Annotated in this window: 10 protein-coding genes; 3 read left to right on the forward strand and 7 right to left on the reverse strand. The window is 49.0% G+C overall.

The features are described from left to right. Positions 1 to 30 precede the first annotated feature (30 nt). From AB3G37_RS03570 to AB3G37_RS03595, 6 genes are all read right to left on the reverse strand, one after another. A complete protein-coding gene (locus AB3G37_RS03570) occupies positions 31 to 2,052 on the reverse strand; it encodes a beta-galactosidase (protein WP_369789733.1) in 2,022 nt (673 codons plus the stop codon). Between the two features lie 14 nt (positions 2,053 to 2,066). Then, entirely contained in the window at positions 2,067 to 3,272 is a 1,206-nt protein-coding gene (locus AB3G37_RS03575; RefSeq protein ID WP_369790883.1) for an oligosaccharide MFS transporter, read from the reverse strand. Between the two features lie 291 nt (positions 3,273 to 3,563). Then, positions 3,564 to 4,817, reverse strand: coding sequence for a cytochrome c (locus AB3G37_RS03580; RefSeq protein ID WP_369790884.1), 1,254 nt, complete (start codon positions 4,815 to 4,817; stop codon positions 3,564 to 3,566). A 14-nt stretch (positions 4,818 to 4,831) separates the two neighbouring features. Beyond that, positions 4,832 to 6,601: a GMC family oxidoreductase gene (locus AB3G37_RS03585; protein ID WP_369790885.1), complete on the reverse strand. Its 1,770-nt coding sequence runs from the start codon at positions 6,599 to 6,601 to the stop codon at positions 4,832 to 4,834. A gap of 53 nt (positions 6,602 to 6,654) precedes the next feature. Continuing rightward, the gene (locus AB3G37_RS03590) at positions 6,655 to 7,380 is read right to left on the reverse strand and encodes a gluconate 2-dehydrogenase subunit 3 family protein (protein WP_037379403.1); all 726 of its coding nucleotides are present in this window, start codon (positions 7,378 to 7,380) and stop codon (positions 6,655 to 6,657) included. 545 nt (positions 7,381 to 7,925) lie between these two features. Next, positions 7,926 to 8,948 carry a LacI family DNA-binding transcriptional regulator gene (locus tag AB3G37_RS03595; protein ID WP_369789734.1) on the reverse strand — a complete coding sequence of 341 codons (1,023 nt, stop codon included), beginning with the start codon at positions 8,946 to 8,948 and terminating at the stop codon, positions 7,926 to 7,928. Between the two features lie 211 nt (positions 8,949 to 9,159). On the opposite strand from AB3G37_RS03595, the gene AB3G37_RS03600 reads away from it, so the two are divergent. Continuing rightward, positions 9,160 to 9,345 (forward strand): 4-oxalocrotonate tautomerase family protein, encoded by a 186-nt coding sequence (locus AB3G37_RS03600; protein ID WP_369789735.1) that lies wholly within the window; start codon positions 9,160 to 9,162, stop codon positions 9,343 to 9,345. A 52-nt stretch (positions 9,346 to 9,397) separates the two neighbouring features. Here AB3G37_RS03600 and AB3G37_RS03605 read toward each other — a convergent pair whose 3' ends face one another. After that, positions 9,398 to 10,498, reverse strand: a complete 1,101-nt coding sequence (locus tag AB3G37_RS03605) for an NADH:flavin oxidoreductase/NADH oxidase (RefSeq protein ID WP_009638921.1) — start codon at positions 10,496 to 10,498, stop codon at positions 9,398 to 9,400. A gap of 365 nt (positions 10,499 to 10,863) precedes the next feature. Here AB3G37_RS03605 and AB3G37_RS03610 point away from each other — a divergent pair, with 365 nt between their 5' ends. Both AB3G37_RS03610 and speF read left to right on the forward strand, forming a co-directional pair. Continuing rightward, on the forward strand, positions 10,864 to 11,919 hold the full coding sequence (locus AB3G37_RS03610; protein ID WP_369789736.1) for an NAD(P)-dependent alcohol dehydrogenase: 1,056 nt from the start codon (positions 10,864 to 10,866) through the stop codon (positions 11,917 to 11,919). A 630-nt stretch (positions 11,920 to 12,549) separates the two neighbouring features. Next, complete coding sequence (gene speF, locus AB3G37_RS03615; RefSeq protein WP_369789737.1) at positions 12,550 to 14,709, forward strand: ornithine decarboxylase SpeF; 2,160 nt, start codon at positions 12,550 to 12,552, stop codon at positions 14,707 to 14,709. Positions 14,710 to 14,753 lie beyond the last annotated feature (44 nt).

A 14,753-nucleotide genomic window follows, 5' to 3' on the forward strand; every position in this document is an offset into this window, starting at 1 on the left:
CTCGGTTGCCGGTAAGAGAATTATTGAGTACTAAATATCTGACAGGAAAATACGTAATCCCCAAGGTTCAATTTGCTGATAGTTGGCGGCATTCGCTATATGGTCACCTATTAGGCAAACTGCATTCTCGGGCGTCTGGATCTGCTGCGCATCTTCAGAATAGTTAAAATAGAATGTCAGGGTTTGACCATCCTTGGCTACGGCCTTTTTAACAATGATTGGAAAACTGTGAGCCGAGTGGCAAGATGATAGCGTGGTCTGTTTGCCAAAGCGCATTATCAGCTGTGAAATCACGGTTTTACTGCTCAGGCAGCCTATATAGATTGCTGAACCTTTTCCGTATCGTGATTCCGTTATTGCGGCATATTTCCCCCAATTAGGATGCTGATAGGTTGCAAGTACCTTTACTTGATCAGAATCATTGGCGGTTAATAGTTCCATCCATAATTCAGCCCGTTCTTCAGCATCTATCTCAAAATCGGCTGCACAGCTTTTAAAACCTACATTCTGAGGTAGAACAAATTGGCTGTAGCTCACTCGGCAACTTTCATTCAGTATACCGGGCTGTTTTACTGTTCTGACTTTAACATTCTGATCGCTGAAACCACTTTTGAAACCGATAAGCACATTGCCGCCAGATTCCACATAATGATTAATACGTGTTAAAAGTGCATCATCGGCGGCGTAAAGGGCAGGAATGACAATTACCCGATAACGTGAACAGGCTGAATCGACATCATTGATGATATCTACCGAGATATTGCTGTCATAAAGCGCATCGTAAAATCGGCGAAATACATCGTTGTAAACGTTAGTTTGTGCATCACCGGGCTTGAACCAGTTCACGGCATCCATCGCTTGATTGCTAACCAGAATGGCCACGTCGTTATTCATTTTCATGCCATCAAAATGGTCGGCTAATCTGGCGAGGTCTGCCCCAATGGTTTTGGCTTCAAGATATGTAGGATTGGGTGCGAAGTCGTGGCTGAGTAATCCTTTCCAATAGGTTTCAAAAGAATTGTGGATTGAGTGCCAGTGCCAGTATGAAACCATTTTCGCGCCTGAAGCAATATGACTAAAGGCTTGCAGGCGAAGCTGGCCAGGGAAGGGAGTCCATTGGGCAAATCCCTGAGCCTCGGTTTCAAGTACTAAATATCCGGCTCCCTTTTTTAATGCTCGGGCGATATCGCCACCAAATGAAATCTCACGCCCAGTAAGCTGCTCCTGTGAAGGGTGATATATATCTACCCCGGCAATCGTTAATGATTTGGCTGCCTCAAAATGATCGACGCGAGGCTGAACGCCGTAAGAAAAACCGCGCCATTCAAAATCGAAATTGTGGGTAATAAACTGTTCAGGGCGAGAATATTCTCTAACGATCTGACTCTGCCATGCCAGATACTCGGTAACGGTTTTACGCTGAAAGGCTGAAAACGCACAGCCAAGGCTAGCATTGATCGTTGATTCTACAGGAGGAAAATCCTCCCAGTTATCTATACGATTACTCCAGTAATCAAGCCCGAAGTCTTTATTCAGCTGGTTCAAATCGGGATAACGCTGCCGCAGATTGGCGATAAATTTTTGCTGCATTACCGGACCGACATTATCGTAATGCTTGGTTTCATTATCTAGCTGATAGCCGACAATTGCTGGGTGAGAATGAACATGTTTCAGCAGTACGCGGATGATATTTTCCGCATAGCGAAGAAATACCGGACTGACGATATCCATGATTTGTCGACGGCCATATTTTTCCTGGCCTTTAAGCGTGGTGACCATCACTTCTGGGTGTTTACGGGCCAGCCATGAAGGAATGGCATAGGTTGGCGTGCCGATGATGACAGCAATACCAGCCTCATGCATGGCATTAAGTACCCGATCAATATGATAAAAACAGTATTCCCCTTCCTGCGGTTCCAAGGTGCTCCAGGTTGATTCCGCAATACGCACGATGTTAATGCCAGCTTCTTTCATCATGCTAATATCTGCTGCCAGCCTGTCCTCTGGCATATATTCGTCATAATAAGCAACACCATAGTAAATCTTCGACATACTGCCTCCTGATATTATTCAGTGATTGTCTTTTGATGAATGAAAACGCGTGTTTTATCCAGAGTAAAATAGGAAATTAGTGTGAATGAGAATGCAATGAATCCAAGCACTAGATAGCTGTCGGCAAAACCAAAGTTTTTATACATATGACCAATGGCGCTGGACAGAAATATTTCGCTAAATCGTTTCGAAAATTGAAAGCCAATTAAATACACTGTTGCTGATAACCAGGGATTAAAGTTTTTGGAAATATATTTTAATCCGGCAACCAGAAATACAGAGCTTTCAAAACCATGCAGCATTTTAACCGCGCTGATAGAGACAGGTCCGACTGCGTAAGCAGAGCCAATGATTCGTAAACTCATAATCAAGCCACAATAAATAAGCGCATTTTTAGGGCCGATTTTGTTTACGAACCACGGCGAGAAGAACATGACGATGGCGTCGAGGAATATTTGCGCCGTATACAGATAACCGAATACTTCCGCGCCACGGGCCTTAGTTGAAAAAAAGTGGCTATAGTAAATAGCGAATTGCTGGTCGTAGGTCTCATAGACGGCTCCAACGCCAATCATGTAGAGTGCGAAGAACCAGAATTTTCGCATTTTCAGTAAATTACGGACGTCGCGTAAAGTAACCGGAGCCCGTTTGGTGCCTTGCGCGGCATCTGCAATTGAAATCTTTGGGTTGGTCTTCCAGACAATAAACAGTAATACTACACCTGCCAGGCTTGCCATCCAGAAAATGTAATTCTGATCGATGCCGTAGAGTATTCCAGCCAGAAATGTGGCGATCGCAGCGCCAATACCGCCAAACATTCGAGCTTTACCAAACTCAAAACCGCTCATGCGGCTGACTTTATCAATGTAAGCTTCGCACACACCACAGCCTGCACCAAAGGCAAAGCCAATATATACCCCACCGGCAAATGCACCGAGAATAACGTTATATTTTAGCAGCGGTGCAAAGATCCAGATCCAGTAAGGTGCAAAAAGTGTGACTATTATTGCTAGCATCCACATTAGATTTTTTCTGAATATCAACTTGTCGGCGATAAAACCAAAAATAGGCTGCACGCAGACAGAAACAATAGCAGTAAAAGAATAAACTAACCCTACATCAGCATAATCTATGCCAATAGTATCCGTTAGCCATAATGACAAATAGGGATAACAACTTCCCCAGCCAATAAAGAAGAATAAAAAGAACAGGCAACACATGAAATAATTATTATTAAGTTTTGGCACGATCCACCTCTTTTCCCCCGATGGGTTATTGGCTTAATTTAACGCTAATAATCCTGATAAAGAGGTAAAGAGACGCTGCTAACATAGAAAAATCTGCTGCGCATGAGAGCTTTGTGAGCCATCTCACGCTGGGGAGGCTGCATAAAAAAACGGCCCCCGTTAAGGTGGCCGTGAGGTGCTAATTAAACTGGCTAGAAATTCAGCGAACTTTACAAGAGCTATTTTTGAAGTTTATAACCAGTCTCATTCCATCCGCTTAGGGACTTATTTTTCCAGAGTTTTTCTAACCTTACTGACCTGATCCGCTGTAACTGATGGCGCTTTGTTACTCCAGCCTTGGCGGATAAAGGTAGATAGCTGCGCGACGTCATCATCTGATAGCCGAGCCGCAAAGCCTGGCATTGCCAACGTTGAAGGTGCCCGCGCGGTAGAAGGTTGCTGAGCCCCGGCCAGAATTGTGTGGATTAGGCCGGTAGGATCCTGAGCGTTGACGATTGTCGCCTGATCCAGCTGTGGGAACACGCCCGGCGCACCCTTACCGGTGACAAAGTGGCATGCACCGCAGTTGTCGAGATACAAACGTTCACCTACGCTAAGATTTTTGGCTGTCGTTAGCTTGGCCTCGGTCGTGCTGGCAGCCTGAACATTGGCTGCTGGAACCGGTGGATTACCGCCTAAATACTTCACATAAGCCGCGATAGCTTTGAGGTCTGCATCAGTCATATAACCGGTGCTATTCTCGACAACTGAAGTCATTTCCCCGCCAACCGCTGCTTTGTCATTGCGGCCTTTACCAAGATAATCAACGATTTCTTGTTCATTCCAGTGAGCAACACCGCGCAAAGAGGGCACTTCCCAACCGTTGAGACTGCCGCCTGCCAAGAACTTGGCATCGCTGCTGTCGAGGGCTTTTTCGTTCATTCCCAGCCCGCGCGGCGTGTGGCAGCTGCCGCAGTGACCGAGGCCTTCAACCAGATAGGCTCCGCGATTTACTTCTGCAGACGCACCTTCAATCGGCTTGAATGGTTTGTCGGAAGTAAATGCCCAGTTCCAGAAACGCATCCCCCAACGTTGGTTGAACGGGAAGCTCAAATCGGTTTTTGAGGGTTCTTCCGCACTCGGTTTCACGCCCTGCATAAAGTAGGTGTAGAGCGCATGCATATCTTCATCGTTGATTTTGGCATAATCAGGATAAGGCATCGCAGGATAAAGGCGGGTGCCGTCGGGCAATACGCCTTTGCGCACCGCATCGGCGAACTGCTGCTCGTTGTAACCTCCGATGCCGTGGTCTTTGTCCGGCGTGATATTGGTCGAATAAATAGTGCCTAAATCTGACTTAATCGCCAGCCCGCCGGAAAAGGCCGGCTTGCCCGCGACGGTATGGCATGCGCCGCAGTCTCCGAGGCGAGAAATGTATTCACCCTGTTTAATCAACTGAGCGTCGTCGGCCTGCGCATGTGCCATAAAGCCCGTGCCCATCAACACGACGTTAGCAATAAAAAAGCGTTTTAAATTCATCATGTTCATGTCACTTATACCTGTACCAGTGGGCCGGGATTTTTCAGATAGTGATCTTTAATTGCCTGTGCGGCCATCAGAGTGATCGCTCCGATAGTGTCGGTTGGGTTGGCCTGGAAGTTTTGCGGGAAAGCATTGCCGCCCGGCACAAAGACGTTGTGTACGTCCCAACTTTGCAGGTACTTATTCAGCGCCGAGGTTTTTGGGTTATCGCCCATCACCGCACCGCCAACGTTGTGAGTCGACACGTATTTGGTCAGATCAAAGTGAGCATCCATCGGCAGGAAGCTTTCGCTGTAGCTGTCTGGATTTAACTCTTTGGTGATATTGCCGACGATGCCTTTCAGGTACTGCTGCAGTTTGAGTTCATTCTGCTTCCAGTCGAAAGTCATACGCAGCAGCGGCATGCCGTATTCATCTTTGTAGTTCGGATCCAGGTCGAGATAAATATCGCGATAAGACTGGCAGGTAGTGGTGATACTTATCTTCATCGAATGGCCGTACCAATCTTCCATCCCTTCTTTCCAGCCGGTTCCCCAGCTCGGCGTGCCTTTTGGCAACGCGGTGCTGATAGGTGTGCCGGTAGCCTGGGAACTGTGGATCTTTGCACCGCCGATAAAGCCAAGGCCAGGACCGTCGTAGTTGCCCGGAGAGATATCGTTGATCATTTGCCCGGTCGCGCCAGCGGTTGCAAACGGATTGAAGTTTTTGTCTTTGAAGAACAGCGTCGAGCCGCCGTTGCTCAAGAATGCATAGTTGCGACCCACCACGCCTTCCTCGGTGATCGGGTTGTAAGGCTTGCCGATCCCGGACAGCAGCATCAGCCGCACGTTGCAGAATTGGAAGCTGCTCAGCACCACAATTTTTGCCGGCTGGAAGCACTCGTTGCCCTGTGCGTCCATATAGATAACGCCTTTGGCCGTCTTTTTATCGTCGTGCAGCACCACTTTCAGTACGTTGGCGTGAACTTCGTAAGAGAAGTTTTCCATGCGCTTTAGTGCGTCCATCACCGCAGTTTGTGGCGAGGCTTTAGAGTAGTTCAGGCAAGGATATTTACTGCAATAGCCGCAATAGTTGCAGGGAGCGATCTGGTTGCCGTAAGGATTGGTCCAGGCGCGCGAAACGCAGGCCGACGGATTTGGAAACGGGTGATAACCCATTTTCTTTGCCACGTCAGCAAACATGCTGCTGTTGAGAGTATCTTCCAGCGCGGGAAGGGGAAACGGTTCAGAACGTGGGCCTTCAAACGGATCGCCACCTTCCATGATTTTCCCGCGCAGGTTGCCGGTTTTTCCTGACTGCCCGCAGATGTGCTCGAACTTAGTGTAATAAGGCTCGATCTCGTCCCAGGTGAACGGGAAGTCCATGATCCGCATGTCTTCCTGCAAGATCCCCGGCTTGTAGGCCTGATCGGCATAAGTTTTGAGTTTCAAATCGGTTGGTGTGGGGCGGATCAGTACCGCCGTCCAGTGCAGGCCCGATCCACCAACGCCGGTACCTGGTGCAAAAGCGCCCCATTTTCGGGTTGGCAGCGCGGTTTCGCTCATATTATAGCGAACGGTAACTGCGGCCTCTGCCGGAGTCGCCATCACTTTATTTCTGACCGCGTAAGCGTATTCATCTGCTGGTTTTGGGTAGGCGAACTCTTCATAGCCGCGATCGCCCCCGCGCTCCAAGGCACGGACTTTCAGTCCTGCCATCGCCAGCTCGATACTCATCAGCGAGCCAGCCCAGCCCAGGCCGACAACAACGACGTCGACTTCTTCTTTAGTTACTTGTGCCATCATTAATCCTGTCAAATCATCAAAAACGGAAAGTTGGAATACAGTCAGGTCTGTTAGGCGCGTGCACCAGCCAGACTGACAGGACCCAATGGGTAAGGGATATTGTGCTGCTTGACCCATTCCGTGTAGCTGGCTCGCGCCCCTGGGAATCCGATGGCTATCCAGGCTTTCATGCCTTTATTACCGCCGTAAATCGGGTCTGCGAGATAGCCATGTTTGGTATCGGAGAGCAATTCGCTGAAGAATTGCGAAGCCAGCAGAGACTCCTCGCCCATGTCGGCGAATTTAATACCGTTTTTCTGCAACTGAGTCAGGGCGTCGTCTTTATCTTTTTCAGACAATTCGTGGAAGGCTTTTTGATGATTTTGCTGGCACCAGCTATTGGCGAGTCGGATGCCAATTTTATAGATTTGCTGCGGGCGATAGGGTAATTGGTAGCCCATAGTGGCAGGGGCGTGGACGTTAAAAGGTCCCTGCATATAGATCTCTTCACCAAATTCGCCGTGCATTTGCTGATCGATAAAAACAGGCACGTTAGTTTCCAGTGCGCCCGGGGCTTTACCTTTACCGCCAGCCGGGATCAGACGATCGGCAGCGGCCATAATAAATTGCCATTCATCGGCGCTAAAAAATACTGGCTTGTAATCGCTTAATTCAGGTGCTGCCATTTCTGCTGCTTGTGCAGCAGTGAATCCTTTCATAATGACTGCACTCACAGGCAAAGCCATTACTGACCCTAGTAAGAATTTACGACGAGTAGTTTTCTTTTGAAGAAGCATAGCATTACAACTCTCACATGTTTAAATGTTAGAAAGGGGTTAGTTTTTATTGTTGTTTGGGTACAAATTTATAATATCACTGCTACATTAAAAATAAATTATTAAATTCCATGCTAATTATGGGTGCTTAAATCTTCCTGCTTTAATTAAAGCTGTTTTTATTTGTATTTTATTGTTTTATATGGATTTATTTTAATGCCTCTTGTTGGTGAATTTAGTATTAAATAAAGTATTCAGGTATCATGATGTTCCATTTGGTACATATTTTAATTTTGATTTATCTTCCTTTAATATAATTTCACAATGAAATTCACTGTTATTAAATGTTGGTTTTGTTAGCTAACATTTCTAACAAAATAAACAAATAAGAATGGTTTTCAATTAAAGGTAAATAACCGAGGGCGTATTCTGGTTAATTAATGATATTGACCATTAATAAGGAAGCCTACAGGATGATTTTAAATTCAGGGGAGGAATTCTACTAAAGGTGGGGGTAAATACTTCGCCTATTCCTGAGTTGGAACAGGCGGATAAAACTTAACGACTCATGCTGATTCACGAACGATGAGTGTAAAACCAGTATCGACCACGTTCTCGGATATTTCGTAGCCTTCAATTTTATCGGCCAGCATGGTGGCGGCCTGCTGGCCTATCTTTTCTTTATCGACACTCACGGTGGTGATAGCAGGTCTATTGTGGGCAGCAAAATTTAAGTCGGCGAAACCAATCACCTTGAGATCCGCAGGCACGCTTAGCCCCTGAGCTTCGGCTTCCATGATCACGCCCTGCGCCAACGTATCTGAGGTACAAATAATGGCATCAAACTGCAGGCCTTGTTGAATCAACTCGCGAAAAGCGCTGCGGCCTACCGCCATATTCGCCGGGGCTGGCACGGTGATTTCGCGGATCAGGTGATCAGAGTTTCTGCTCAGGACTTCAACTGCACCTTTATTACGCACCTGCGCGCGGCGGTCGCTGGCTGTAATAAAACCAAACCGGCTAAAGCCCTGCTTAAGGAAGTAGTCACCAATCGCGTGACCGATTTTTTCATGTGAAAATCCAATCAGCATATCCAGCGGTGTCGGGGTGAGATCCCAGATTTCCACCACCGGAATATTGGCATTCAAAATAATGCGTTTGAGTTCGGAAGTGTGATGGATGCCGGTCAGCACAATGCCGTCAGGGCGGCGCGACAATAAGGTTGCGACAATTTCCGTCTCTGATTCAGGGGCATACCCGACTATACACAGCAGCATGTGATAGCCGCGCAAGGCCAGCTCATCGCCAATCGCCTGCACGGTGTCAACAAACATGTTGTTATTGATTTGCGGCACCACCACAGCAATCAGTTTGGTGCGTTTGGTCGCCAAACCTCCGGCCAACATATTGGGGATATAGCCGGTGAGATTGACGGCTTCCAGCACGCGGGCAATCGTTGCGGGGCGAACGACTTTAGGGTTGTTCAACGCCCGACTTACGGTCATCGGCGAGAGCCCCGAAGCTTTGGCTACGTCCTCAAGGGTTGGGGATCGCGATGGATTTTTGTTAGAGTTTTTTTCGTTATTCAAAGCATTTTCCACAGGTTACATAAGCCGACTTGCGTCGTAAAAGGGTAATGTTTGCGCAATCATTTTAGAATCTGCCCATAATATCCCTTCATAACCTTTGGTTAAAGTGTTCAATTATTGTTACTAAAATTAATAGTGTTGGTTAATGGCTAGTGTATTATTTTTTATGGGTTATTATTTGACCGCAATGGTCAGCGCATAGGAGATGAAGATGCTGGAAATCGTGGTTTATGCCGTAGAAGGCCGTTCCAATGAGCAGAAAAAAAAGCTGATGAAGAAGATTACTGAAGCCGTGGTTGATTCTTTTGAGGTTGATGCCGAACGCGTCGTGGTATCGATTGTTGAAACCAAAAAGAGCAACAAGTCGCGCGGCGGCGTGCCGTTTGACGAGCTTTAAGCGTTAAATAGAAAAAACCCGCCAGTTGACGGGTTTCTCATTTCCTGGCGGCTTACTCAGCCGTTTTATAACGCTCAAGCCAGTGAGCGTAAGGCGCTGGCAGAACCCATGAAGGCTGTTCTTTTTGCAGCGCTTTTGCCGCCTGATAAGGCCAGTTAGGATTAGCAAGATGCGCGCGGCCTACCATCACCAGGTCCAGCTGATCTTTCTCGATTGTATCATTGGCAATGACCGGTGAGTCGATACCCCAGGCCGAAGCCACTGCAATCTGTGCTTCTTTGCGGACGCGCTCGGCGATAGGGGCCAGGAAGCCAGCGGCCCATGGAATATTGGAATCAGGAGTCGAGAAGCCAATGCTGACGCTGAGCAAGTCCAGACCGCCCGCGCGGAATTTTTTGGTAAGATCAATCGCCTCTTGCAGGGTTTCTTCATCACGCCCGTCATACTCAATTACGCCAAAACGCGCGGTCAGCGGCAGATTATCAGGCCATTCTTCGCGCACAGCGGCCAATGTTTCCAACAGGAAACGACTGCGGCCTTCAACGTTGCCACCATAGGCATCTTGACGTTTATTGGCATGTACCGAGAAGAAACTCTGTGCCAGATAACCGTGGGCAAAGTGCAGTTCAATCCACTCAAAACCGGCATCGCGGGCACGACGAGTTGCTGCAACGAAGTCGGCCTTGACGCGCTCAATGTCAGCCAGCGTCATTTCGTGAGGCACTTTTGGCAGGTTGGCACCAAAGGCGACCGCTGAAGGGGCAATAGTTTCCCACGCGCGGCTGTCACCGGCAGGAATGTGATCGTCACCTTCCCACGGCAGATTGGCGCTGGCTTTACGGCCCGCGTGACCAATCTGGATGCCCGGTACGGCACCGGCAGCCTTGATCTCTTTAGCAATTTTCGCCAGGCGTGCAGCCTGTTCATCGTTCCATAGTCCCAGACATCCGGGGGTGATACGCCCCTCGGGGGAAACGGCCGTTGCCTCGACAATGACCAGACCAGCACCACCACGCGCCAGACTGGCGTAATGCACGCTGTGCCAGTCGTTCGGCAGGCCGTCAACCGCGCTATACTGGCACATTGGTGGGATGACAATGCGGTTGCGCAAGGTGACGTCTTTCAGTTTGAAGGTGGAGAATAAACCAGCCATTGAGATCCTCAGATTTGTTTTTTGATTAATAACATCAAGAACGGAATATTGCTGCAATGATGCGTCACGTGGAGTGTTAATTGATTGCCAATCGGTGCTGCATGATTAATGAGTTTAACTCATAGATTTAACCTTTCTAGTTGCCTGTACCAGGCATCCGATCACTGCTACCTTTCCATTGCCTTAATTAATTTTAGGTGGAGGTGCGATTCACAAGGTTGCTGCTTAAAGCTCTAATTATGCTGCGAACAACGCGGCATCTCCCAAGTTTTGCGTCAAAAAGTCAAGTCCTACAAGCACGTGCTGTGATAATACTTTCGGGTTCTTCGAGCCTGAAACGTTGCCTCTAAATCAGGAGAAATAACATGACGATGAAAGTACTCGGTTATGCCGCGCAGTCTGCCAAAGTTCCTCTGGCTGCGTTTGAGTTCACCCGCCGCAGTCCGCGAGACGATGATGTGGTTGTCGACGTTTTATACTGTGGCGTCTGTCATTCCGATTTGCATCAGGCGCGCAACGACTGGGGCGGCAGCCAGTATCCGGTGATCCCCGGTCACGAAGTCGTCGGGCGTGTGAAGTCTGTGGGGAAAAACGTCACCAAATTCAAAGCGGGCGATAACGTCGGCATTGGCTGTATGGTTGATTCCTGCCGCGTTTGCCAACCCTGTCAGCACGGCATTGAACAATATTGCCAGGAAGGCTGCGTGCAGACTTACAACGGTTTTGATCGTCATGACGGCCTGCCAACCTACGGCGGTTATTCCAAAACTATTCTGGCGTCTGAGGATTTCATTCTCAAAATGCCTGACGGGCTGGATCTGAAAGGGGCGGCACCGCTGTTATGTGCCGGTATCACCACCTGGTCGCCGCTGCGTCACTTTAAAGTGGGCAAAGGCAGTAAGGTCGCCGTTGTCGGGCTTGGCGGGCTGGGGCATATGGCATTGAAACTCGCCCATGCACTCGGTGCGGATGTCACGCTTTTTACCCGTTCGCCGGGCAAAGAGGATGACGCTCGTCGTTTAGGCGCGCAGCATATTGTGATCTCCACCGATGATCAGCAGATGAAAGCCGTCAGCGGCCAGTTTGACCTGATTATTGATACGGTTCCGTATGAGCATGATATCAATCCGTATATGCCAACGCTGACCTTGGATGGCACGCTGGTGTTTGTCGGACTGCTGGGCGACATCACGCCAGTGCTGAGCACTTTGCCACTGATCATGGGGCGTCGCTCGGTGACCGGTTCGGCAATTGGCAGCATCAAGGAAACGCAGGAAATGCTCGATTTCTGCGGCGAGCACGGCATTGTCTCGGATATTGAGATGATCAAAATGCCCGAGATTAACGACGCCTATGAACGGATGATTAAAAGCGACGTGAAATATCGGTTCGTTATCGATATGGATACTTTGCAGGCGTAAACGACTTGTGGCCCAGTTAAAAGATCAGTCGGCGAGAAAATCTGGCTAATTCTGCAAAGTTTTATTACCTGCCACACGGCTTGGCCGTTGGATTTTCACTGAAGATTCAACGGCTAATCTTGACCTTAAAACCAATCATTTTTTGATAAAGTTTGTGGCTTGAACCCAAGGGTAAAAGGTGCGATTATTGCGCCGATTTATTTGAATCAGACGCGTTATTTTCTTTCTTCGCGACAGCTCAAGAGGGTTGCGGCACATGAACGGTTTATCACATTGCACTTTCAGCAAGTGCCACAGAACATTGATGATGACGCCAGGGTGCAGTGACCTCACGACTTCCTGTTTTTCTCCCGTTGTAAATCCTTTCATGCGGTAAGGCTACCCTTTGCTTGCTGTTAGGCATTATTAAAAATAGAGCGTTGCTCTGATTTTACTGATGTCTATCAGACGTAGCTAAGACGGTACATCGTTCTGTAACAGTTAGGCTTAATCATAAGCCTTGCCTGATTAAATCTGGACTTCCACCACTTAGCTAACGTCACTTTGCCGGGCCGGTGTCTTTAAACAAACCTGCTCATTGCCGTGCCAGTTGGCACACCCTCTTACTTAACCGTTTGAGAGTCCTGTAATATGAAACAGTTAAAAATAGCAGCAAGCGCCTCCGTGGCATCCCATCTCGACACACCGCGCGGCGTCGTTGCCCTCGAAAACGCCGACTATACCGACGTTGCGGCGATAGTGATTTCCGTGGATGACCTTAATAACGGCAGACTGGCAGAAGTCGAAGCTCTGGGATTCAGCATCCCCGCGTTTGTTGCAGTACAGGGTGCGGAACAGGTTTCCCCAAATTATCTTTCGGCACTGAAGGGCGTTTTTGCGCTGGCCGATGCCAACCAGGCGTTCTACGCCGCTCAGCTTGAAGCCGCTGCAGACGAATACGAGCAGGGATTATTCCCACCGTTTTTCGACACGCTTAAAAAATACGTCGAAATGGAAAATTCGACCTTCGCCTGTCCGGGACATCAGGGGGGCGAATTTTTCCGTCGTCATCCTGCCGGTCGCCAATTCTTTGAATTTTTTGGCGAAAACATCTTTCGTGCCGATATGTGCAACGCTGACGTTAAGCTCGGTGACTTACTTATCCATGAAGGATCGGCCAAAGATGCGCAGAAGCATGCGGCAAAAGTATTCAGCGCCGACAAGACCTATTTCGTACTGAATGGCACCTCGGCTGCCAACAAGGTCGTGACCAACGCGCTGCTAACTCGCGGCGATCTGGTGCTGTTTGACCGCAATAACCATAAATCGAACCACCACGGCGCTCTGCTTCAGGCCGGTGCGACGCCGGTATATCTTGAAACCGCGCGTAACCCGTTTGGTTTCATCGGAGGTATTGATGCCGCTTGTTTCGATGAGCGCTACCTTCGCAAGCAAATTCAAGAAGTTGCCCCAGAGCGTGCGGCAGAAAAGCGCCCGTTCCGCCTGGCAATTATCCAGCTTGGCACCTACGACGGCACGGTTTATAACGCCCGTCAGGTCGTTGAGAAGATTGGCCACCTTTGTGATTACATCCTGTTTGACTCTGCATGGGTCGGCTATGAGCAATTCATTCCGATGATGAAAGAGTGCTCGCCGCTGCTGCTGGATCTGAACGAAAACGATCCGGGGATTATTGTGACCCAATCGGTGCACAAGCAGCAGGCCGGGTTCTCGCAGACCTCGCAGATCCATAAAAAAGACAACCATATCAAGGGTCAAAAGCGCCATTGCAGCCATAAAAAACTCAATAACGCCTTTATGATGCACGCCTCGACCAGCCCGTTTTATCCGCTGTTTGCCGCGCTGGATGTCAACGCGCGCATGCATGCAGGCGGCAGCGGCAGGCACATGTGGATGGAGTGCGTGAAACTGGGTATCGATACCCGCAAAATGCTGCTTGACCAGTGCAAAATGATCCAGCCGTTTGTGCCGCCGGTTATCGACGGCAAGCCGTGGCAAGATCACGATACCGAGCAGATGGCCAGCGACGTGCGCTTCTTTGATTTTGTGCCTGGCGAGCGTTGGCACGCCTTTGCCGGTTATGCCGAGAAGCAGTATTTTGTCGATCCTTGCAAGCTGTTGCTGACTACGCCGGGCATTGACGCCAGCAGCGGTAAGTACACCGAGTTTGGTATTCCGGCAACGATTTTGGCCAACTATTTGCGCGAAAACGGCATTGTTCCTGAAAAATGCGACCTCAACTCGATCCTTTTCCTGCTGACGCCGGCCGAAACGCCAGCGAAAATGCAGCATCTGGTCGCAGAGATTGCCCGTTTCGAGCGCTACATTGAAGACGATGCCTTGCTGAGCGAAGTGTTGCCGACCGTGTATCGCAAAAACGAAGAGCGTTATCGCGATTACACTATTCGTCAGCTGTGTCAGGAAATGCACAATCTGTATGTCAGCTTTGACGTGAAAGAGCTGCAAAAAGAGATGTTCCGCGAAAAGGGCTTCCCGCAGGTTGTGATGAACGCGCAGGACGCACACAGCGAATTTATTCGCGATAACGTTGAGCTGGTGCCAATCAGCCAGGCCGAAGGGCGTATCGCGGCGGAAGGGGCATTGCCTTATCCTCCGGGCGTGCTTTGCGTGGTGCCGGGAGAACTCTGGGGCGGCGCGGTTCAGCGCTACTTTATGGCGCTGGAAGAGGGCATCAACATATTGCCGGGCTTCTCTCCAGAGTTGCAGGGTGTTTACGTTGAAAAAACCGTGGGCTGGAAACGCGTCATGGGTTATGTCATCGCGGAATAAAGCATTTCGGCTGATTAAAAAAGTAAAACGGAGCTCTCGAGCTC

The organism is Rouxiella sp. WC2420, from assembly GCF_041200025.1.
Lineage (GTDB): Bacteria > Pseudomonadota > Gammaproteobacteria > Enterobacterales > Enterobacteriaceae > Rouxiella.